This is a genomic window from Streptomyces sp. NPDC051677 (assembly GCF_044453465.1).
GTDB lineage: Bacteria > Actinomycetota > Actinomycetes > Streptomycetales > Streptomycetaceae > Streptomyces.
In genome coordinates, this window is sequence record NZ_JBITCT010000021.1 from 1 (window position 1) to 21,244 (window position 21,244).

Below are 21,244 nucleotides of genomic sequence, written 5' to 3' on the forward strand. Positions count from 1 at the left end.
GTCTCGCCCACCCATTCGCCCATCGCCACAAGACGAGTCTGGCCCTGCCGCTCATGCGGCAGGGCCAGAACCCAAGATCTTCATCGACCTTCTAGTACCGCAGTGCGCCGCACGCAGGGGCACCGCACGTGGCCTCGGTGCGCCTCGCGGCCGTCCGGCGTGCGGATCCGGGCCGTCCGCAGGAGGCTGGGGGCATGGGCAATCCGACGCAGTCTCCGCACATCGTGGTCCATCCCCCGGCCCTGGACGGATCCCGCCGGGTCACCTCGGGCGATGCCGTCCTCGGGGTCGCCTCGCATCTCGACGACGTCGTCGAGATCCTGCGTCTGGCCGACCTCGACCGGATCGAGGTGGAGGAGAGCGACCTCATCGAGTGGCAGGGCGGCGGCCCCGAGGACTGGCCGGGGCTGTCCGAGCCGCACGGGGCATAGGACACGTCAACCTCAAATCAACCTCTGAACATGGTTCAGCGGGCTTCAACCGCCCCCGGGGCAGGGCACATTGTCGTCACGCGGGGCCCGCCGACACGGGGGCGGCGGGCCCCGCCACGGGGGTGATGACATGAGCGGTGGTACGTCGGTCCGGCTGGAGCCGTACGAGGTCGCACTGTTGCAGGGCGGTTCCGGGGCCGCGGTCACGGTGGCCGTGCTCGCCCTGCAGCTGCGGGGACTGATCGAGGTGGGCCGGCCGGGGAGGATCCGGGCGACGGGGACGGCGCCCTCCGAGGACGCGGGAGACCACCTCCCTCCCCTACCCACGGCCGTGTACGCGACGCTCCAACGGTTCGTGAGCATCCCGGAGTTGGAGACCCTGCCGGACGTGCGCCGGGCGCTCGCCGAGCTGCGGGCCGGGCTCGTGGCGGCCGGGATGCTGCGCTCCCTCCCGCCGCGCCGGACACGTGCCGCCCGGCGCACTCTGAGCGCTCTGCGCGCGGAACATCCCCTGCCGACTCTGCCGGCCGACCGCAAGGGACTGGCGACGGACGGCATCCTGATGGCGGTGGCCCTGCACGGGGAGCCCGCCCTGAGCGTTCTCGCCGCGCGCTTCGCCCTGCGGGCGGGACTGATCGCCCGCGCCGAAGTGGCGGACAAGGGTTTCCACCGACGCGCTCCCCGGGGCGGCGGCACCGGAGGCGTCATGTACTCCTGCGGCGGCGGAGGCGGCGGCACGGACTGAGCCCGGCAGAAACACGTACGGTAACCGTCTGCAGACATGCCGAGATACAGGCCCCTTCTCCAGGTCAGACCTTCAGCGTCCTGATCGACGTCGGCGCGTGTTCCGGTTCGGTGGCGATCTCCTCGAACTCCACAACGTTTCCTATGTCGTTGGTGCCGCTCATCGAGATGTCGGTGACGCGTTCCAGGATCGCCTCCACGACGACCGGCACCTGGAACTCCGCGGCGAGCTTCTTGGCCTGTTCGAAGGCGGCGCCCAGTTCGGCCGGGTCCGTCACCCGGATCGCCTTGCAGCCGAGGCCCTCGGCGACCTTGACGTGGTCGACGCCGTAGACGCCCAGCTCGGGCGAGTTGATGTTCTCGAACTCCAGCTTGACCTGGAAGTCGATGTCGAACGCCCGCTGGGCCTGCCGGATGAGGCCCAGATAGGAGTTGTTGACGAGGACGTGGACGTAGGGGATCTTGTGCTGCGCGCCGACCGCCAGCTCCTCGATCATGAACTGGAAGTCGTAGTCCCCGGAGAGGGCGACGACCTGCGCTTCCGGGTCGGCCTTCGCCACCCCCAGGGCCGCCGGGATCGTCCAGCCGAGGGGACCCGCCTGGCCGCAGTTGATCCAGTGGCGCGGTCGGTAGACGTGCAGCATCTGGGCGCCGGCGATCTGCGAGAGGCCGATGGTCGTGACGTAACGGGTTTCCGGGCCGAAGGCCCTGTTCATCTCCTCGTAGACGCGCTGCGGCTTGATGGGGATGTCGTCGAAGTGCGTACGGCGCTGGAGGGTCGCCTTCTTCTCCTGCGCGGCGGCCGCCCACGCGGAGCGGTCGGGAAGGGTGCCCGCCGCCCTCGACTCCCTTGCCACCGCGACGAAGAGCTCCAGAGCCGCCTTCGCGTCCGAGGCGATCCCGTAGTCCGGGGCGAAGATCCGGCCGATCTGGGTGGGCTCGACGTCGACGTGGACGAAGGTGCGGCCCTTCGTGTAGACGTCGATGCGGCCGGTGTGACGGTTGGCCCAGCGGTTGCCGATGCCGAGAACGAAGTCGGAGTCCAGGAAGGTCGCGTTGCCGTAGCGGTGCGAGGTCTGCAGGCCGACCATGCCGGCGTTCAGCTCATGGTCGTCGGGGATCGCACCCCAGCCCATCAGCGTCGGGATGACCGGAGTCCCCGTCAACTCGGCGAATTCCACGAGCAGTTCGGTGGCGTCGGCCGTGATGACCCCGCCGCCCGCGACGATCAGCGGACGCTCGGAGGCGTTCAGCATCCGGATCGCCTTCTCGACCTGCGCGCGGGTCGCCGCCGGCTTGTAGACGGGCAGCGGCTCGTACGTGTCCGGGTCGAACTCGATCTCCGTCTGCTGGACGTCGACGGGCAGGTCGATCAGGACCGGGCCCGGTCGGCCGGAGCGCATGAGGTGGAAGGCCTGCTGGAAGACCCCGGGGACCTGGGCGGCCTCCAGGACGGTGACCGCCGTCTTCGTCACCGGCCCCGCGATGGAGGCGATGTCGACGGCCTGGAAGTCCTCCTTGTGGATCACGGCGGTCGGCGCCTGGCCCGTGATGCACAGGATCGGGATCGAGTCGCCGAGGGCGGAGTACAGCCCGGTGATCATGTCGGTGCCGGCCGGCCCCGAGGTGCCGACACAGACGCCGATGTTGCCGGAGCGGGTGCGGGTATAGCCCTCGGCCATGTGCGAGGCGCCCTCGACATGACGGGCGAGCGTGTGGTTGATGCCGCCGGACGCCCTCAGTGCCGCGTAGAAGGGGTTGATCGCCGCGCCGGGGACACCGAACGCACTGGTGACGCCCTCGCGCTTGAGGATCTCGACTGCCGCGCGGGCAGCGGTCATACGAGCCATGGAGTACTCCTGCTTCGCCTGCTTCAGCTGGTTCAGCTGTCGGATTCCGCTCTCCCGTCGCGCCCCGCGGTGAGCTCTGCCGGTTCCGCGATGATTCCGCGGAGTTTCCGTATTACGGAAATTATTTTCTACTATCTGGAAGTAATGTAAGTGGGTGCGCGAAGGTCGTCAAGAGACGGACAAGCGGGGGCCGAAGGAGGACGATGGGGGCCATGCCCGAGAGCGTGCCGGTGCGCTGCCCGGCCTGTCGGCGCGAGCGCCTCTACACCGCGCCGACCTATCCGTGCGCGTGCGGTTCCCCCGTCACGCCGGTACTCGACGGGCGGACGGCGCCGACGGCCGTCGCGCACCGGGTGTGGGACGACGAGTGGATCGCCCTGCGATGCCGTGCCTGCGGCCGCCGGGGCCAGTGGCCCCACCCGGAGTTCGGCTGCGCCTGCGGAACAGTGCTACGGATCCCGGTGGCCGCCCCGCCCGCCGAGCCCGAGCCGGAAACACCGACGCCCGCGCCCGAACCCATGCCGGTGACGCGACGGCCTGCCCTCCAGCCCGTCGCCATCCGCACCGCGCTCGACGCGGTCACGGCCACCGCCCTGTACCTGAACTGGCTCGGGCACAGGGACATACGGCGGGCCGACCAGCGGCCCACCTGCGGCATCGGCCTGGCCGCCCGCGGGCTCCTGGTCCAGGTGGACCCGAGCGTGCGCCCTGCCTCCCTGCGGGACGTGGAGTGTCTGTGGCTGACGGCCATGACGGAGTCCGCGGACTGCGTCTACTTCTCCCTCGCCGGATACGACGAGGACGCCCGCGCCCGCGCCGACCAGCTGCACGTCCCGCTCTTCGTCCTGGACCTCACGGGCACTGCGCAGCCGGTCAACGCGCTCGCCGACGCCCTCGACGCCCGAGGCGGCAACCACTGCCCGGGGCAGTGACCGTCACCCGGGGCGGTAACCGCCAACGGCCGTGTTTCTCAAGCGGTTCGATACTTCTCCCGCAGTTCGATCTTGCGCACCTTTCCGGAGACGGTCATCGGGAAGGCGTCCAGGATCTGCAGCCTGCTCGGGATCTTGTAGTGCGCCAGCCGGCCCTCGCAGTACGCGAGCAGTTCCTCCAGGGTCAGGGGGTCCGCCGCGTCGTGCGGGATCACACACGCGAGGACCTCCTCGCCGTACCTCTCGTGCGGGACGCCGACGACCTGGACGTCCCTGATCTTGGGGTGGGCGTAGAGGAACTCCTCGATCTCGCGCGGGTAGATGTTCTCCCCGCCCCGGATGATCATGTCCTTGATGCGGCCGACGATCTCGACGTAACCGTCTTCGCGCATCACCGCCAGATCCCCGGTGTGCATCCAGCGCCCCGCGTCGATCGATTCGGCGGTCTTCTCGGGCTCGTTCCAGTAGCCGAGCATCACGCTGTAGCCGCGGGTGCACAACTCACCTGAGATGCCCCGGGGTTGAGTGACCCCGCTCACCGGGTCGACGACCTTCACCTCGATGTGCGGCAGGACTCGGCCGACGGTCTGGGTGCGGTGCTCCAGGTCGTCGTCGCGGCGGGTCTGGGTGGAGACGGGCGAGGTCTCGGTCATGCCGTAACAGATCGACACCTCCGCCATGTTCATCTCGGCGACGACCCGCTTCATCACCTCGACCGGGCAGGGCGAGCCCGCCATGATGCCGGTGCGCAGCGAGGACAGGTCGTAGGTCGCGAAGTCGGGCAGGTTCAGCTCCGCGATGAACATCGTCGGGACGCCGTACAACGACGTGCACTGCTCCTGCTGGACCGCCTCCAGCGTGGCCTTCGGGTCGAAGGACGGAGCCGGGATGACGATGCAGGCGCCGTGCGAGGTGGCCGCGAGGTTTCCCATCACCATGCCGAAACAGTGGTAGAAGGGCACCGGGACGCAGACCCGGTCCTGCTCGCTGTAGGCGATCAACTCGCCCACGAAGTAGCCGTTGTTGAGAATGTTGTGGTGGGAGAGGGTGGCCCCCTTGGGGAAGCCCGTCGTGCCCGAGGTGTACTGGATGTTGATGGGGTCGTCGCAGGACAGTTCCTCCGCCCGGAGGGCCAGTTCCGCGCGCAGCTCGGGCGTTGCGCGCGCGACGAGCGCCGCCCAGCTCGGATCGCCGATGTAAACGGTCTCCCGCAGGTTCGGGCAGCGGCCTCGCACCTCCTCGACCATCGCCCGGTAGTCGCTCGTCTTGTGGGTGAGCGAGGCGAACAGCACCGAGATCCCGGCCTGGACGAGGACGTACTCGACCTCGTGGGTGCGGTAGGCGGGGTTGATGTTCACCATGATCGCGCCGATGCGGGCGGTGGCGTACTGGACCAGCGCCCACTCGGCGCAGTTGACCGCCCAGATGCCCACCCGGTCGCCCTTGTCGACCCCGCTCGCGAGCAGCGCGCACGCCAGCCGGTCGACGTCCGCCACGAATTCGGTGTACGTCCAGCGCCGCCCGGACGCCACGTCGACCAGCGCCTCGCGGTCCGGCCAACGCTGCGCCGCCCGGTCCAGATCGGCCCCGATGGTGTCCCCGAGCAGCGCGGTGGCGCTCGTCCCGTGCGCGTACGAGGAACCCGGCGCCTGCCCCGACGACTTCCCCAACCCCTGCCCCGACGTCTGCGGGGACGACGGCCCGCTCACCGGAAGTCCTCCTCGCGGTACTCCGCCGTCGAGCCCGCGGCAGTCGCCTCGCGCAGCTCGATCCGGCGGATCTTGCCGCTGACGGTCTTGGGCAGCGGCGCGAACTCCAGGCGGCGGACCCGCTTGTAGGCGGCGAGGACCTGGCGCGAGTGCTCGAACAGCACCTTCGCGGTGTCGGGGCCCGGCTCCCAGCCCTCGGCGAGGACGACGTACGCCTTGGGCACGGCGAGGCGCAGCTCGTCCGGGGCGGGGACGACAGCCGCCTCGGCGACCGCCTCGTGCTCCAGCAGCGCGCTCTCCAGCTCGAAGGGGCTGATCTTGTAGTCGGAGGCCTTGAAGACGTCGTCGGCCCGCCCGACGTAGGTGATGTAACCGCTCTCGTCGCGGTTGCCGATGTCACCGGTGCGGTAGTAGCCGCCGGCCATCGCCTCCGCCGTACGGTCGGCGTCGCCGTGGTAGCCGGTCATCAGGCCGACCGGCCGGGTCGACAGGTCGAGCGCGATCTCGCCCTCCTGCGCGCCCGGCGCGCCGGACACCGGGTCGAGGAGCTCCACCCGGTAGCCGGGGCTGGGACGGCCCATCGAGCCGGTCTTCAGTTCCTGTCCAGGGCTGTTGGCGATCTGCACGGCCGTCTCGGTCTGGCCGAAGCCGTCCCGGACGGTCACCCCCCAGGCGCGCCGCACCTGGTCGATGACCTCGGGGTTGAGGGGCTCGCCGGCGGCCACGGCCTCGCGGGGCGGGATCCGCAGTTGGGTGAGGTCGGCCTGGATGAGCATGCGCCAGACGGTGGGCGGCGCGCAGAAGGTCGTCACGCCCGCCCGGTCCATCTCCGTCATCAGCCGGGCCGGGTCGAAGCGGGTGTAGTTGTGGATGAAAACGGTTGCTTCGGCGTTCCACGGGGCGAAGAGGTTGGACCAGGCGTGCTTGGCCCAGCCGGGCGAGGAGATGTTGAGGTGGACGTCGCCGGGCTTGAGGCCGATCCAGTACATCGTGGACAGGTGCCCGACCGGATACGAGGTGTGGGTGTGCTCCACCAGCTTGGGGCGGGCGGTCGTGCCGGAGGTGAAGTAGAGCATCAGCGGATCGTCGGCGAGGGTGGGGCCGTCGGGGGTGAAGCCGGCCGGGGCGGTGTACGCGTCCTCGTACGGCTGCCAGCCCTCGGGGTCGCCGCCGACCGCGATGCGGCTGTAGCGGCCCGGGACCTCGTCGAACTTGCCGGTGTCCTCGGCCCGGACGAGAACGTGCCGGACCCGGCCGCGTTCGACGCGGTCGGTCAGGTCGGCGGGGCCGAGCAGCGGGGTGGCCGGGATGACGACGGCGCGCAGTTTCATCGCGGCCAGCGCGGTCTCCCACAGTTCGGCCTGGTTGCCGAGCATGACGAGGATCCGGTCCTCGGCGGCGACCCCGCGCCCGCGCAGCCAGTTCGCGATCCGGTCGGAGCGCTCGGACAGCTCGGCGAAGGTGAGACGCGTTTCGGAACCGTCTTCCTCCACGATGTGCAGGGCGATGCGGTCGTTGCCGTCGGCGATGGCGTCGAACCAGTCGAGGGCCCAGTTGAAGTGCTCGGGGCGGGGCCACTCGAAACGCTCGTAAGCGGTTGTGTAGTCATCGCGGTGTTCCAGCAGGAAGTCGCGGGCTCTACGGAAACGCTCCGTCGCCGTCGTCATCCGTCCTCCTTCTTTCTTGGTCGTTCATCGCCGGGCGCCCGCGGCCGGTGCGCCTTCGCGGTTCACTCCCGTGGTGCCGGACCATTGCCGGGCGGCTCTCTGCCATCGTGTAATCCGTGGTGCAGGTCTCACTACCCCCGAACGGGGGTGTGCGGTACCAGGCCGCACAGAAAGGGCGCGAACGTGGCAGCAGATGCGGCCGGAACGGTGGAGATGCGCGGTGCGCTGGCGCGGCTGCGGCGCGCGACGGGGCTGCCGGTGGCCTTCGGCGGGCTGGTCGAGCCGGGGCGGCAGCGGATGCGGATCAGTGAGTTCAGCGGCGCGACCGGTCTCGCGCTGCGCGGACTGGCGGTGACCTCGGGCAACGGCCTCGGCGGCAAGGCCGTCGCGCTGGCCCGCCCGTGCGCCGTGACCGACTACTCCGTCTCCCGGCAGATCAGTCACGAGTACGACGCGGCCGTCGCCGAGGAGGGCCTGCGCTCGGTGCTGGCGATCCCGGTGATCGTGCGGCGCCGGGTGCGCGGGGTGCTGTACGGAGCTCTGCGCACGGCGCAGCCGCTGGGCGACCGCACGCTGACCGCGGCCGTGCAGGTGGCGCGGGACGTGGAGCAGGCGCTGCTGGTCGGGGACCAGGCGCGCGACCTGCTCACGGCGGCCCGGCCGGGCGCCGCGGGCGGCGGGGCCGGACCGGGCGTCGGTCCGCGGACCGGTCCGCAGGCCGATCCGAGGGCCGGTGCGGCGGCCGGCTGGGAGCAGGTGCGCGAGGCGCACGCGGCCCTGCGCGCCCTGGCCCCGCGGATCACCGACCCCGCCCTGCGCGCCGAACTCCTCGACGCCTGCGGGCTGCTCGCCTCCGGCAGCGACGGCGATCCGCAGGTCACGCTCGCCGCGCGCGAGCTGGACGTGCTGGCCTGCGTGGCGGCGGGGGCGACGAACGCGGCGGCGGCCGAGCGGCTGGGGCTGCGCCCGGAGACCGTCAAGGGGTACCTCAGGTCGGCGATGCGCAGGCTGGGCGCGCACACGCGGGGAGAGGCGGTGGTGCTGGCCCGCAGGGCGGGTCTGCTGCCGTAGCGAGGGGCGCGCAACACGCCTGTAGCGCGGACGGTGCAGGATGCCGGGGAGCAGCGATCACATCAAGCCAGGGAGGTGCCTCACGACAAGAGACCATTCACTCGCAGCCGCCATGAATTTCCCCATGCGTCACGTTGTTATATCCCTCACCACGCCGCGTCTCCGAATTTCAAAGAGTCATTGCCTAGAATTTGGCCCGGACACGACACTCGGAGGGGAGCGGTGACCGTGCGACGGGAGTTCAAGGAGCCTGCCAGATGCCGCCCCGACCTGGTCATCGGCAGGGAAGAGCTGTTCACGGCCGCCCGTGAGCAGCTGACTCGCGGCGGCAGTGTGCTGCTGCACGGCCCCGCCGGAATAGGAAAGTCGACCGTGCTGCGGGCATTGGCCGCGGATTACGGCGAGGCGGCGCGCACCGTGCTGCGCTGCTCGGCGACCGAGTCCGAATCCCACCTCCCCTTCCTGGCCCTGGCCGATCTCTTCGGTCTGGTCCTCGACGAGATCTCGGACAAGCTGCCCGCCGCCCAGCGCACGGCCCTGGAATCGGCGCTCACCGGCCGAGGCGAGTCGACTCTGCAACGCGACGGCCTCGCCCTGCGCCTGGCCGTGCTGTCCGCCCTGCGCGCCCTCGCCGCGGCAGGGCCCGTCCTGCTCGTCGCCGACGACCTCCAGTGGCTGGACTCGGCGAGCGCCGAACTCCTCGGCTTCGCCGCCCGCCGCCTCGGCGACACCCCCGTGCAGCTGCTGTGCGCGGTGCGGACGGAGGGCCAGGAGTACGACCGTCATCTACGCGCGTCCCCGCCCGACACCCTCGCCGTCCGGCTGAACCCCCTCTCCCGCGCCCAGGTCTCCGCGCTGCTCGACCACCGCGGCTACACCGACCTGCCCCGCTCGACGGTCCGCGAGGTCCACCGCACCAGCGGCGGCAACCCCCTGTTCGCGCTGGAGCTCGGCCGCGCCCTCGGCGAGAACCCGACCCCGCCCCGGCCCGGCGAGCCGCTGCCGGTGCCGACCTCGCTGCGCGCCCTGGTGCTCAGCCGCCTCGACATGCTCTCCGACGAAGCCCGCCGCACCCTGCTCGTGGCCAGCGCCGGGGCCCGCCCCACGCTGGCCCTGCTGCACGCGGCCGGCCGGGAGAACGCCGAGGCCGAGACCGCGCAGGCCGCGGCGCTCGGGCTGCTGGCGACGGAGCCCGAGGGTCCGGCCGTACGGTTCGCGCATCCGCTGATCTCGGCCGCGCTGTACGCGGAGGCGCCCGCGCAGGAGCGCCGGGCCGCGCACGCCGCGCTGTCCACGGCCGCCTCCGACCCGATCGAGCGGGCCCGCAACCTCGCCCTGGCCACCACCGGCACCGACCCGGAGGTGGCCGCCCGGCTCGCCGAGGCGGCGGCCCTGGCCCGCGACCGGGGTGCGCCCTCGGTCGCCGCCTCGCTCGGACTGCTGGCCGCCCGGCACACCCCGCCGGACGGCGTCCCGGCCCCGGACGACCGGCGACTGCAGGCCGCCGAGGACGCCATCACCGCCGGCGAGGTGGACCTCGCCCGGGACGTCGCGCGCGAGGTGCTGACCCGGGCGACCGTGCCCGCCGAGCGGATCCGCGCCTGGGAGGTGGTGATCGAGGCCGCCGGGCAGTCCCTCGGCGAGGTCGACGCCGTCTTCCCGCAGGCCCTGGCCGACGCCGGCGACGACCCGCGGCTGCTCGCCCTGGTCCACTACCGGCTGGCCTGGCGCAAGGTGATCGTCGAAGGCGACTTCGCCGAGGCCCGGCAGGAGGCCGCGCACACGGCGGAGCTGGCCGCCCGCGGCGGCGACCGGCGCACCGAGCTGATGGCGCTGTCGTTCCAGGGGCACACCGAGGCCCTGATGGGCCATCCGAACGCCCCCGCGACCATCAAGCGGGCCCTGAAGGAGCCTCAGGACCCGTACGTGGCCTGCCATCACAACGGCGTGGGCGCGGCCCGGTTCCGCTGGCTGCTGATGAGCGACCAGCTGCCCGAGGCCCGCTCGACCATCACCGCGCTGCTGCGCGAGGTGCGCCGGCGCGGCATGGTCGAGAGCGAGGTGCACTTCCAGCGTTTCCTCGCCGAGACCGAACTGCGCTCCGGGCACTGCGGGCGCGCCCTGGACCTGGCCCGCGAGAGCCTCAGGCTGGCCCGCGACTCGGGCATCGGCCTCGGCGCCTCCGCGATGCTCGCCTCGCTCGCCGAGGCCTCCGGGGGTGACGTCGACCGGGCGCTGGCGCTGGCCCGGGAGGCGGCGGAGCACGCCGAGGAGGACGGCGACCAGATGTACGTCTCCCGCGCCCTGGCCGCCCTCGGCCACGCCCAGTTGGTGGCGGGGGACGCGGCGGGCACGGTCGGCTCGCTGCGCCGGGTGCGGGAGCTGGAGCAGGGCCTGGGCATCACCGATCCGGCGCGGGGCCGCTGGCAGGGCGACCTCGCCGAGGCGCTGGTGCGGGTCGGCGAGCCGGGCGAGGCGCAGGACGTCATCGACGTGACGCGCGAGCACGCGCTCCGGCTGGGCCGGGAGAGCGTGCTGGCCGTGCTGGACCGGTCGGAGGCGCTGGTGCGGGCGGCGCTCGGCGACCACGAGGCGGCGCTGTCCCGGCTGACGTCGGTGCAGGACCGGCTCGCCAAGCTGGGGTACGGCCTGGAGGAGGCACGGGCGGCGTTCGCGCTGGCCCGGCTGCGCACCCTGCGGCCGGGGACGGTTCCGGGGCCGACGTCGTACGACGAGGCGGCGCGGCTGTTCCGGCGGTGCCGGGCGCTGCCCTGGCTGCGTCAGGTGGACGCCGCCGCGGCGGAGGGGCAGGCGCAGCCCGTAGCCGTCGCCCAGCAAGGGCCCGCGTCCGACGCCCTGGAGGGTCTGGCCTCGATGGAGCGTCAGGTCGCGGCGCTCGTCATGGAGGGCGCGACCAACCGGGAGATCGCGGCGCGTCTGTTCATCAGCGTCAAGACGGTCGAGGCGACCCTGACCCGGGTCTACCGCAAGCTGGGGATCCGTTCCCGGGTGGACATCGTCCGACTGGCGGCAGGGCGTCACGCGAAGTGAGGAATCCGGGGGTCAACCGCCCCTGGGGGGCTATCTACCCTTAGTGGGTTTCTCCTGGGTCTCCGCCCCGCGCGGCGGGTTCCCTCCAGCGGCCCCATCGGCGGCGACTGTGGGTTCCCTGGGGCGACCGAGGGTTTTCCCTGCCCCAACTCCCCTAGGGGGTTCCCTCATTGGGATGAGCGGGTTCCGGGTCCTAGCGTAAGGGACGTGCCGCTCGCCCGGGCACACGGGGGTCGGTCCCGCGACCCCCGTGCTCACCCCCACACCCGCGCGACCCCCCACCGGCCATCTCCACCGAGGAGTTCCATGTTCGGGCTCAACCGCGCCAAGAAGACCGCCACGGTCCTCGCGGCGACCGCTGCCGCGGCAGCGACCGCACTGCTCAGCGCCCCCACCGCTGTCGCAGCGCCCCAGCCGATCGTCGGCGGCACGACGACCACGACCACGACGTACCCGTTCATGATGCAGATCACGGACGCCTCGCAGAACCAGTTCTGCGGCGGCACCCTCGTCTCGGCGACCAAGGTGGTCACGGCCGCCCACTGCATGGTCGGCGAGACCACGAGCAGCGTGCGCGTCGTCGGTGGGCGCACGTACCTCAACGGCACCAACGGCACGGTCAGCCGGGTGAGCAAGATCTGGATCAACCCGGACTACACGGACGCCACCAACGGCGACGACGTGGCCGTCCTGACCCTGTCGACGTCGATGCCGTACACCACGGCGTCGTACGTCTCCTCGTCCCAGACCGGGGTGTACGCGGCCGGCGCCACCGCCCGCATCCTCGGCTGGGGCACCACCTCGGAGAACGGCAGCTCCTCCAACCAGCTGCGGACCGCGACCGTCCCGATCGTGTCCGACACCAGCTGTGCGAGCTCCTACGGTTCGGACTACGTCAAGTCCGACATGGTTTGCGCCGGATACACCTCCGGCGGCACAGACACCTGCCAGGGCGACAGCGGCGGTCCCCTGCTCATCGGGGGCGTCCTGGCAGGGATCACTTCTTGGGGCGAGGGCTGCGCGGAGGCCGGTTACCCGGGTGTGTACACCCGGTTGACCACCTTCTCCAGCCTGGTGACGGCGCAGGTCGACTCGTAGTCACCGGGGAGCCCCCAAGAACTTCCTGAGCACTCCTCAGGGAAAGACCGGGGGGCGCTGCGAGCCTCCACGAGCGGCCCGCAGCGCCCCCTATCCAAGCCCTCACCGCTCACCGGTGGGGGCTTCGGCCTGTTCGGGGTCGTCCCCGACAGGGGCTGCTCACCTGTCGACGGTGAGCTTTGGAGCCCGCCCGTGGCCGGCGCGTCAGGGGCGTACGACGGCGCCGAACCGGATGTCGTGGGGCCGGCGTGGGTGCATCGCGGACAGCATCCGCTCGCCTTCTCCGATCACCTCGTCCCGCTGGGCCTTGGTGAGGCGGCCGAACGGCTCGATGACGAGCGTGTCCTGCTCCAGCTTCCACAGGCCCGCCAGGAAGCCGTCGACGAGGAGGGTGCAGTAGGCCTGGTTGCCCTGCCAGCTGCGGCCCCAGTACTCGGGCGGGACGACTCGGGTGCGGTCGGCGTGGGAGAGGAGGAGGTTGTCGAACTCGGGGAGGAAGCGGAGCGGGGCCGGGGCCTGGGGGTCCGGGCGGGGGGCGTCGGGGAGGTCGAAGAGTTCGACGCCGTGCTCGTCCCGGAAGGTGAGCAGGCGGGGGCGGAGGCGTTCGAAGGCCTCGCGCAGTCGGGTCAGACCGGCCCAGGTCTGCATGTCCTTGACGGAGGCCGGGCCGAAGGCGGCCAGGTAGCGCAGGACGACGGCGTCCGGCGCGGGGGCCGGTGCGGCGGGCCGGCCGAGCCAGTGCTCGGCGGTGGTCAGCGCGACCTGCCCGCTCCTGCCCCACAGCCCGCGCGGGGTGACCTGGACGAGGGGCAGCCGGCACCGGGCGGCGACGGCGAGGGACTGGGGGTCGGCGTCCGGCCATTCACCGCAGAGGGCGTCGCGCAGCTGCTTCATGGTGCGCGGTTCGGCCTCGACGAGGTCGCGGGCGAGGGCGGCGAGCCGGTCGAGGTCGACTCCGGCGAGGCCCTTGCGGAAGTAGGTCAGCTCACGGTCGCGGGCGGGCTGGACGAACGGCCGCAGGGTCAGGCAGTCGTCGGCGGTGTGGGTGTGGATGGTGGAGCGCATGCTGACGATGCGGACGACCTCGCGGTCGGCCATCGGCGTCGACAGCTGCTCCGGGACGAAGCCGTCGAGGCGGGCGGCGAGCGCGTAGTACGGCGGTTTGACGTTCTGCGCCTGGAGCCCGAGCAGGTGTTCGATGGCGGCCGCGGCCGACAGCGACGAGGGACGCAGCAACAGCTGCCGGTCGAGGGTGGCGCGATTGAGCGCACGGGCGCCGAGCACGGGGGTCGCCGGGGACGTCGTCTTCGTCATGCAGGGCAAGCTAGCCGGGATTGAGGACAGTTGCTGTCCTCATGGCGGTGACGGCCCGCGCTGGGGATATCCCCCTGCCGGTCCTGGGGTGTGCCGGATCGTGCCCCGCCGGGGGTCAAACTAGCGTTCGGCCATGACGTCCACTCTGCGAAGGCGCCTCGCCCTGGCACTCGGGGTCGCCGCGCTGCTCGCCGCCGAAGCGAGCACCGCCATCGCCCAGTCCGCCGGCCGCTCCCCCGTGGAGCGGTTACGCCGGGACACCGAGGCGATCCACGCCCTCGGTGTCAGCGGTGTGCAGGCCCGCATGGTCGCGCCTGACGGCCGGCAGTCGGTCGCCACCAGCGGCGCCGCCGACCTGAACACCGGCCGCCCGGTCCCTTCCGACGGCTACTTCCGCATGGCCAGCACCTCCAAGACGCTGGTCGCCACCGTGGTCCTCCAACTGGAGGCCGAGGGCAGGCTCTCCCTCGACGACACCGTCGACCACTGGCTGCCAGGGGTGGTGCGGGGCAACGGCAACGACGGCAGCCGGATCACCGTCCGCCAACTGCTCCAACACACCAGCGGAATCCACGACGACCTGCCCGGATACACCACGCCGGAGGAGTACTACGAGCAGCGGCACAACGTCTACAGCCCCGAGCAGCTGGTCGCCCGCGCCATGGCCCACGCACCGGACTTCCCGCCCGGCGAGGGCTGGGCGTACTCCAACACCGGCTACGTCGTGCTCGGCATGCTCATCCAGAAGGCCACCGGCCGACCCGCCCACCAGGAGATCGAAGCCCGCGTCCTGCGCCCGCTCGGCCTCGACCGGACCCGGTGGGTCGGCGCCTCGCCCACCCTGCCGGAGCCGCACGCCAAGGCCTACCAGCTCTTCGGTCCCGGTTCCCGGGTGGACGTCACCGAACAGGTGCCGGTGGACCACGAGAACCTCGCGTTCGTCACGACCACGCGGGACGAGAACCGCTTCTTCCGCGCACTGCTCGCGGGCCGCCTGCTGCCGACGCGACAACTGACCGAGATGCAGCAGACCGTCCCCGTGAGCGCGGAGGTCCAACAGCTGTGGCCCGGCGGCCGATACGGGCTCGGCCTGGTCGAACGCCCCCTGAGCTGCGGAGGGACCTACTGGAGCCACGAGGGCGGGGACGGCGGCTACATCACCCTCAACGGCGTCACCGACGACGGCGGCCGAAGCGCCGTGGTCTCCATGTCCGAGGCACGCGGCGACACCCCGGAGCACATCCTCGACCAGGAGAACGCGGCTGGCGCCCTGGTCGACCACGCACTGTGCGCAGGAGCCCCGGCGCGTCCCGTGATCGCGGGTGATGCGAAGTGAGTCCGCCGACTCCGCCGAGTCCGCCGACGCACGGCATGCTGCATCACATCGAGTTGTGGACGCCGGACCTCGACCGCGCCGTCGCCTCCTTCGGCTGGCTGCTGGAGGCCCTGGGGCACAGTCCCTTTCAGAGCTGGAGCGGCGGGCGCAGCTGGCGGCTCGGGCCGACCTATCTGGTCATCGAGCAGTCCTCGGCCCTCACCGCCGAAGAGCACGACCGCTGCCGGCCGGGACTGAACCATCTGGCCTTCCACGTCGAGGACGCCGCCATGGTCGAGGAGCTGGCTGCCGACGCCGCGCAGCACGGCTGGCGCCTGATGTTCCCCGAGCGGCACCCCTACGCCGGCGGCCGGCAGCACTACGCCGCCTACCTGGCCAACGAGGACGGCTTCGAGGTCGAACTCGTCGCGATCAGGCCACCCGAACGGAACTGAGGTCAACCGACCCGCACGTCAGCTGTGGTGTCTTCCCGGGCGTCGGCGGTCGCTCGGGGCTTCGGCGTCGTGCGGGTGGGCGCGGTGAGAACGGCGAGGCAGCCGACGACCAGGGCGATGCCCGCCCAGCCGAGCGGAGGCAGGTGTTCGCCGACCACCAGGACGGCGAGCACGGCCGCGACGGCTGGTTCCAGCAGCGAGAGCGTGGTCGCGGTGCTCGCGGGAACGTGCGCCAGGCCGTAGCCGAACAGGACGTAGCCGACGAACATGGGCACCAGGGCCATGTAGGCGCCGACGGCCGCGTTGGACCATGAGTCGACAAGCGGGGCGCCGGTGGCCAGCAGCACCGGCAGGAGCAGCAGACCGCCCAGTCCGAAGACGGCGCCCATGGCCGCACCGGAGGAGACGCCGTCGCTGATCAGGCGGTGGGCCGCCCAGGAGTACAGGGCGTAGGTGAAGCCGGCTGCCAGGCCCAGCACCACGCCGAGCACGGTCGTCCGAGCGGAGTGGGTCCCGGAGCCGGAGTCCGTCCCGGCCGCTTCGGCGATGCACAGCAGCACCGTTCCGGACAGGCCCAGGGCGGCGCCGATCAGCCAGTCGCGCGTGAGGCGGCGTTTGTCCCGCACGCGTTCGATCACGGCCGAGGCGAGGGGGGCCGAGCCGATCGACACGACGGTGCCGGCGGCGACCCCGGCCAGGTGCATGGAGCTGTAGAACGCCAGAGGGTAGGCCCCCACGGACAGCGCACCGAGCACGACCACACCGCGCCGCGCGCGCAGCGCGGACGTTTCCCGGGCGATACGGGGTGCGGCCATGAGGGCTTGGAGCAGTCCGCCCAGGCCCATGGCGGCGGCCCCGATCGCGAGGGGCCCGACGGCCGGGGCGAAGGTCGCGGCGGTGCCGGTGGTGCCCCACAGCACCGATGCCATGAGCACGCACAGCGAGCCCATGCCCACCGAGCGGGCCGGGTGTCCGGCGGGCCGCGTCACAGCCGGTCCAGCAGGTTCGCCGCCATGGTCCGCGCATGCTCCAGACGCGTGCCCGCGCCCTCCAGACCGGCGCGCGCCATCGCGCCTTCCAGGAGGAACGCCAGATGCTCGGCGACCGCGCGGGCCTCCTCGGGCCGGTCCGGCAGCAGTTCCTCGAGGTGTCCGGCGAGCAGGGACTCCACGTCCTCCTTGTGCCGGCGCACCACCTCCCGCCCCTCGTGCCCGGCGGGCAGTTCGGCAGCCGCGTTCAGCAGCCCGCAGCCCCGGAAACCGCGCTCGTAGGCGCAGGCGGCGTGATCGGCGTACGCGTCGAAGACGGCCAGCACACCGGCGCCACCGACACCATTGCTTTGGCCGTCCCGGCCGTCCTGGGCCTCCTGGAGGTTCTGGACTTCCGCCAGCCGTCGCCGGTACAGGCCCAGCCACTCCTCGTGCCGCGCGTCGAGGTAGGCCAGCACCAGGTCGGCCTTGGAGGAGAAGTTGTTGTACAGGCTCATCTTCGCCACGCCCGCCTCGGCGGTGATCGTGTCGATCCCGGTCGCCGACACGCCGTCCGCGTAGAAGCGGCGCGTGGCGGCGGCGAGCAGCCGCGTGCGCGCGCTTCCCTGCTTCTTGCCGCGTCGCGCCGCCGGGGCCGTGGTCTCGCTCATGCCTCTCCCTCCGTTTTTTAGGTAGGTCAGTCTACCTAGAAGCTGTGCCGGGAGGGCTGTGGTAGCTTGCCGAGGCCAGTCGTACCCATGTGCGTATCCGTACGTGCGCGGGTCAGGGAATCCGGTGCGACTCCGGAGCTGACGCGCAGCGGTAAGGGCGACGGGCGGGGCACTGGCCACTGGAGCGTGATCGCGGTCCGGGAAGGCGCCTCGTCCGGATGACCCCGAGTCCGAAGACCTGCTGGCGGCCTCCGACGCCGGAAGACGGCCGGGGGAGCACCGTACGACCGGGCTTCGCGCCAGAGCCCTCGACGCCGAAGGAAGTTCCGTGCCGTTCGCACGCCCCGTCCGTCCTGCCGTCCCGCTCCTGGCAGCCGCCCTGCTGCTGACCGGCTGCGGCGGCTCCCCCGCCGCGACGGACTCGGCTGGCTCTTCGTCGGGTGACTCCGCCGGCCGTCCGGTCACGCTCGACAACTGCGGGCAGCGGGTCCGCGTGGACGGTCCTCCGCGGCGGGCGGTCTCCCTCAACCAGGGCACGACCGAGATCATGCTCTCCCTCGGGCTGGCCGACCGCATGGCGGGCACCGCCACCTGGACCGACCCGGTGGCGAAGGGGCTGGAGAAGGCCGACGCGAAGGTGAAGCGGCTGGCCGACAACGCCCCGTCGTTCGAGAAGGTCCTGGACACCGAACCCGACTTCGTCGCCGCGTCGTTCGCCTCCACTCTCGGCGAGGGCGGCGTCGCCACCCGCGAACAGTTCGCGAAGGTGGGCGTGCCCACCTACCTCTCCCCCTCCGACTGCGTCGGCAAGGACAACGCCGGCGACGGCGACGGCTCGCGCACCGAGCCGCTGACCATGGACGCGGTCTACGGCGAAGTCACCGACCTGGCAAAGATCTTCGGCGTCGAGGAGCGCGGCACGAAACTGGTCGCCGAGCTGAAGTCCCGGGTGGAGAAGGCCACTTCGGGGCTCGACGCGCACGACGTCAGCCTCATGTACTGGTTCGCCGACTCCCGATCCCCGTATCTGGCGGGCTGCTGCGGCGCGCCCGGCGTCATCACCCGTGAACTCGGCGCGAAGAACGCCTTCGACGACACCCACGAGGAGTGGCCCCAGGTCAACTGGGAGACGGTCGCCGACCGCGACCCGGACGTCCTCGTCATCGGCGACCTGAGCCGCAGGCAGCAGACGGCCGAGACCGCCGCGAAGAAGATCGCGTTCCTGGAGTCCGACCCGGTCACGAAGAACATGACGGCGGTGCGGAAGAAGCGGTACGTGCTGCTGCCCGGGCAGGCCATGAACCCGACCGTCCGGACCGTCGAGGGCGTGGAGAAGGCAGCGGCTGCGCTGCGCGCGTACGGCCTCGGGGGATGAGAGACGCCCTGTCGTCGGCGACCCCGGCCGCGGTGCGCGGGCTGCGTCGCGCGGCGCTGTGGGCGGCCGGTCTCGCGCTGCTGTGCGGGTCCGTCGCGGTGGCGATCACCATCGGCCCGGCCGACATCGCGGTCGGTGACGTGTGGGCGACGGTGGCGGCCCATCTCGGCTGGGGGCAGGCGGAGTTGACGCCGATCCGGGACGGGATCGTGTGGAATCTGCGGCTGCCGCGCACGCTGCTGGCCGCCGTGTGCGGCGCCGGCCTCGCCGTGTGCGGCGCGGTGCTGCAGTCCCTGCTGCGCAACCCGCTCGCCGACCCCTTCGTCCTCGGCGTCTCGTCCGGGGCCTCGACCGGCGCGGTCGCGGTCGTCGTGCTCGGCGTGGGCGGCGGTGTCGTGTCGGTCTCCGGGGGCGCGTTCCTGGGCGCGGCGCTCTCGTTCGCTCTGGTGCTGCTGCTCAGCCACACCCTCGGCGGCACCACGGACCGGGTGGTCCTCGCCGGTGTGGCGGCCATGCAGCTCTTCTCCGCGCTCACCTCGTTCGTCGTGATGACGGCCGCCGACGCGGAGACCACGCGCGGGGTGCTGTTCTGGCTGCTCGGCTCGCTCAGCGGGGCCGGCTGGAACGATGTGGGCGTGGGCCTGGCGGCACTGGTGGTCACCCTGCTGGTGTGCGCCGCGTACGCGACGACACTGGACGCGTTCGCGTTCGGGCAGGACGCCGCCGCGTCCCTGGGCGTGCACGTGGCGCGCACCCGGCTGGTCCTGCTGTGCACCACCGCCCTGCTGACGGCTGCCCTGGTCAGCTCGGCGGGCGCGATCGGCTTCGTCGGCCTGGTCCTCCCGCACGCCGCCCGCGCGTTGACCGGCCCCGGGCACACCCGGCTGCTGCCGGCTGCTGCGCTGGCCGGGGCGGTGTTCCTGGTGTGGGTGGACACGCTCGCCCGCACCGTCCTGGACCCGCAGGAGGTGCCGGTGGGCGTGGTGACCTCGCTGATCGGCGTCCCGGCGTTCGTCCTGGTGCTGTACCGGACCAGGAGCGCACGATGACCGGCGCCTCGGACGCCGGCGGCGAGGGCGACGGCTGCGACGCCGGCGGGCTGCGCGCCGAGCGCGTCGCGCACACGGCCGGCGGCGCCCTCATCCTGGACGGCGTCAGCCTCGCCCCCCGCCCCGCCACCGTCACCGGCCTGCTCGGCCCGAACGGCTCCGGCAAGTCGACCCTGCTGCGCCTGCTGGCCGGGGTCGTCGCGCCGGCCTCCGGCGTCGTCACCCTCGACGGCCACCCGCTGGATCGGGTGGAGCGCCGCACGGTCGCCCGGCGGGTCGCCGTCGTCGAGCAACAGGCCGACACCCAGGTCGCGTTGAGCGTCCTCGACGTCGTACGCCTCGGTCGGGTCCCGCACCGCCGGGCCTGGGCCCCCGCCTCGGCCGAGGACGAGGAGGCCGTGCGCGGCGCCCTGGAGCGCACCGCGCTGGCCGACAAGGCCCACCGCCCCTGGCACACCCTCTCCGGCGGCGAACGCCAGCGCGTCCAGATCGCCCGCGCCCTCGCCCAGCAGCCGCGGGAACTGCTGCTGGACGAACCCACCAACCACCTGGACATCCAGCACCAGTTGGGCCTGCTGACGCTGATCAGGGAACTCCGCCTCACCACGGTCGTCGCCCTGCACGACCTGAACCTGGCCGCGATGTACTGCGACCGGGTCGTCGTCCTGCGACAGGGGCGCGTGGTGGCCGCCGGCAGCCCGCAGGACGTCCTCACCGAGACCCTCGTCGCCGACGTGTACGGCGTACGTGCCACCGTCACCCGCACCGGCCCCGACGACCGCCCGCACATACGGTTTCTGGGACCACGGTGAGCGCACACCAGGACCACGCCCAGGACCACGCCAGGACCGCACCGTGACCGGACCAAGAGGAGCCGCCCCATGACGAGCCGTGTCACCTTCGTCTCGCCCGCGACGAACGCGTCGCTGCGTCAGGCCCGCTTCGACGACGGGGGCTCGATCGACGCCGCCGGGCAGGCCCGGGCCCGGGCCGGGGCCGGAACCCTGCCCGCGGCCGCGCGGGTCGTCACCTCACCGAGCGTGCGCTGCCGCCAGACGGCGGCCGCTCTCGGGCTCGACGCGGCACAGCCGGCGGAGACGGCCGAGTTGGCGGGGCTGGACATGGGGCGCTGGCGGGGCCTGACCCTCGCCGAGGTCGGCGCCGCCGAGCCGGAGGCGGTGGCCCGCTGGCTCGCCGATCCCGCGTCCGCGCCCCATGGCGGGGAGTCCGTCGAGGAGTTGTGCGGGCGGGTGAAGCATTGGCTGGAGACGGCCCGGGACACGGGCGGCCGTACGCTCGCCGTCGTCGAACCGGAGGTCGTGCGGGCCGTGGTGGTCCATGTGCTGGGGGCTCCCCCGGCGGCCTTCTGGCGGGTCGACGTGCCGCCGCTGACGGCCACCGCGATCAGTGGGCGAAGCGGCCGCTGGAACCTGCGGATCGGGCATCCGCTGGGCCCGTCCGAGCCGCACGCCGACGGGCCATGACGGAAAACCCGAGAGGGCCCGCGGACAGTTCGCGGGCACTCTCGTGGTGTCTGGCCGTGG

At 72.3% G+C, this 21,244-nt stretch carries 18 protein-coding genes and 1 riboswitch; of the genes, 12 read left to right on the forward strand and 6 right to left on the reverse strand.

Annotated elements, in window-relative coordinates; all coding sequences use genetic code 11:
- Positions 1–194: 194 nt before the first annotated feature.
- Entirely contained in the window at positions 195–431 is a 237-nt protein-coding gene (locus ACIBAF_RS24455; protein WP_399465627.1) for a hypothetical protein, read from the forward strand.
- 130 nt (positions 432–561) lie between these two features.
- On the forward strand, positions 562–1,176 hold the full coding sequence (locus ACIBAF_RS24460) for a TIGR04222 domain-containing membrane protein (RefSeq protein WP_399465628.1): 615 nt from the start codon (positions 562–564) through the stop codon (positions 1,174–1,176).
- 64 nt (positions 1,177–1,240) lie between these two features.
- Here the strand turns inward: ACIBAF_RS24460 and gcl are convergent, their stop codons facing one another.
- A complete protein-coding gene (gcl, locus tag ACIBAF_RS24465; protein WP_399465629.1) occupies positions 1,241–3,025 on the reverse strand; it encodes a glyoxylate carboligase in 1,785 nt (594 codons plus the stop codon).
- 203 nt (positions 3,026–3,228) lie between these two features.
- Here gcl and ACIBAF_RS24470 point away from each other — a divergent pair, with 203 nt between their 5' ends.
- Complete coding sequence (locus tag ACIBAF_RS24470; protein WP_399465630.1) at positions 3,229–3,957, forward strand: hypothetical protein; 729 nt, start codon at positions 3,229–3,231, stop codon at positions 3,955–3,957.
- Between the two features lie 38 nt (positions 3,958–3,995).
- Here the strand turns inward: ACIBAF_RS24470 and ACIBAF_RS24475 are convergent, their stop codons facing one another.
- Positions 3,996–5,627 carry an AMP-binding protein gene (locus tag ACIBAF_RS24475; protein WP_399465795.1) on the reverse strand — a complete coding sequence of 544 codons (1,632 nt, stop codon included), beginning with the start codon at positions 5,625–5,627 and terminating at the stop codon, positions 3,996–3,998.
- Positions 5,628–5,662: 35 nt separating this feature from the next.
- A complete protein-coding gene (locus ACIBAF_RS24480; protein WP_399465631.1) occupies positions 5,663–7,333 on the reverse strand; it encodes an AMP-binding protein in 1,671 nt (556 codons plus the stop codon).
- Between the two features lie 183 nt (positions 7,334–7,516).
- Between ACIBAF_RS24480 and ACIBAF_RS24485 the strand changes: the two genes are divergently transcribed.
- The 3 genes from ACIBAF_RS24485 to ACIBAF_RS24495 all read left to right on the forward strand — a co-directional run bounded on the left by ACIBAF_RS24485 (position 7,517) and on the right by ACIBAF_RS24495 (position 12,553).
- The gene (locus tag ACIBAF_RS24485; protein WP_399465632.1) at positions 7,517–8,404 is read left to right on the forward strand and encodes a response regulator transcription factor; all 888 of its coding nucleotides are present in this window, start codon (positions 7,517–7,519) and stop codon (positions 8,402–8,404) included.
- Positions 8,405–8,626: 222 nt separating this feature from the next.
- A complete protein-coding gene (locus ACIBAF_RS24490) occupies positions 8,627–11,455 on the forward strand; it encodes an AAA family ATPase (RefSeq protein WP_399465633.1) in 2,829 nt (942 codons plus the stop codon).
- Positions 11,456–11,761: 306 nt separating this feature from the next.
- On the forward strand, positions 11,762–12,553 hold the full coding sequence (locus ACIBAF_RS24495) for a S1 family peptidase (protein ID WP_399465634.1): 792 nt from the start codon (positions 11,762–11,764) through the stop codon (positions 12,551–12,553).
- 204 nt (positions 12,554–12,757) lie between these two features.
- Here the strand turns inward: ACIBAF_RS24495 and ACIBAF_RS24500 are convergent, their stop codons facing one another.
- Complete coding sequence (locus ACIBAF_RS24500) at positions 12,758–13,867, reverse strand: winged helix DNA-binding domain-containing protein (RefSeq protein WP_399465635.1); 1,110 nt, start codon at positions 13,865–13,867, stop codon at positions 12,758–12,760.
- 133 nt (positions 13,868–14,000) lie between these two features.
- Between ACIBAF_RS24500 and ACIBAF_RS24505 the strand changes: the two genes are divergently transcribed.
- Both ACIBAF_RS24505 and ACIBAF_RS24510 read left to right on the forward strand, forming a co-directional pair.
- Complete coding sequence (locus tag ACIBAF_RS24505) at positions 14,001–15,203, forward strand: serine hydrolase domain-containing protein (protein ID WP_399465637.1); 1,203 nt, start codon at positions 14,001–14,003, stop codon at positions 15,201–15,203.
- 35 nt (positions 15,204–15,238) lie between these two features.
- Positions 15,239–15,637, forward strand: coding sequence for a VOC family protein (locus ACIBAF_RS24510; protein ID WP_399465638.1), 399 nt, complete (start codon positions 15,239–15,241; stop codon positions 15,635–15,637).
- A gap of 2 nt (positions 15,638–15,639) precedes the next feature.
- Here ACIBAF_RS24510 and ACIBAF_RS24515 read toward each other — a convergent pair whose 3' ends face one another.
- The gene (locus ACIBAF_RS24515; RefSeq protein WP_399465639.1) at positions 15,640–16,626 is read right to left on the reverse strand and encodes a DMT family transporter; all 987 of its coding nucleotides are present in this window, start codon (positions 16,624–16,626) and stop codon (positions 15,640–15,642) included.
- A complete protein-coding gene (locus tag ACIBAF_RS24520; RefSeq protein WP_399465640.1) occupies positions 16,623–17,276 on the reverse strand; it encodes a TetR/AcrR family transcriptional regulator in 654 nt (217 codons plus the stop codon). The genes ACIBAF_RS24515 and ACIBAF_RS24520 overlap by 4 nt, the downstream gene beginning before the upstream one ends.
- Before the next feature lie 114 nt (positions 17,277–17,390).
- Positions 17,391–17,516: riboswitch (cobalamin riboswitch) on the forward strand.
- Positions 17,517–17,604: 88 nt separating this feature from the next.
- Between ACIBAF_RS24520 and ACIBAF_RS24525 the strand changes: the two genes are divergently transcribed.
- The 4 genes from ACIBAF_RS24525 to ACIBAF_RS24540 all read left to right on the forward strand — a co-directional run bounded on the left by ACIBAF_RS24525 (position 17,605) and on the right by ACIBAF_RS24540 (position 21,184).
- On the forward strand, positions 17,605–18,651 hold the full coding sequence (locus ACIBAF_RS24525) for an ABC transporter substrate-binding protein (protein WP_399465641.1): 1,047 nt from the start codon (positions 17,605–17,607) through the stop codon (positions 18,649–18,651).
- Positions 18,648–19,700 (forward strand): FecCD family ABC transporter permease, encoded by a 1,053-nt coding sequence (locus ACIBAF_RS24530; protein ID WP_399465642.1) that lies wholly within the window; start codon positions 18,648–18,650, stop codon positions 19,698–19,700. Before ACIBAF_RS24525 ends, ACIBAF_RS24530 begins: the two co-directional genes overlap by 4 nt.
- On the forward strand, positions 19,697–20,512 hold the full coding sequence (locus ACIBAF_RS24535; protein WP_399465643.1) for an ABC transporter ATP-binding protein: 816 nt from the start codon (positions 19,697–19,699) through the stop codon (positions 20,510–20,512). Before ACIBAF_RS24530 ends, ACIBAF_RS24535 begins: the two co-directional genes overlap by 4 nt.
- A gap of 69 nt (positions 20,513–20,581) precedes the next feature.
- Positions 20,582–21,184 carry a histidine phosphatase family protein gene (locus tag ACIBAF_RS24540; RefSeq protein WP_399465644.1) on the forward strand — a complete coding sequence of 201 codons (603 nt, stop codon included), beginning with the start codon at positions 20,582–20,584 and terminating at the stop codon, positions 21,182–21,184.
- The last annotated feature ends 60 nt before the right edge of the window (positions 21,185–21,244 follow it).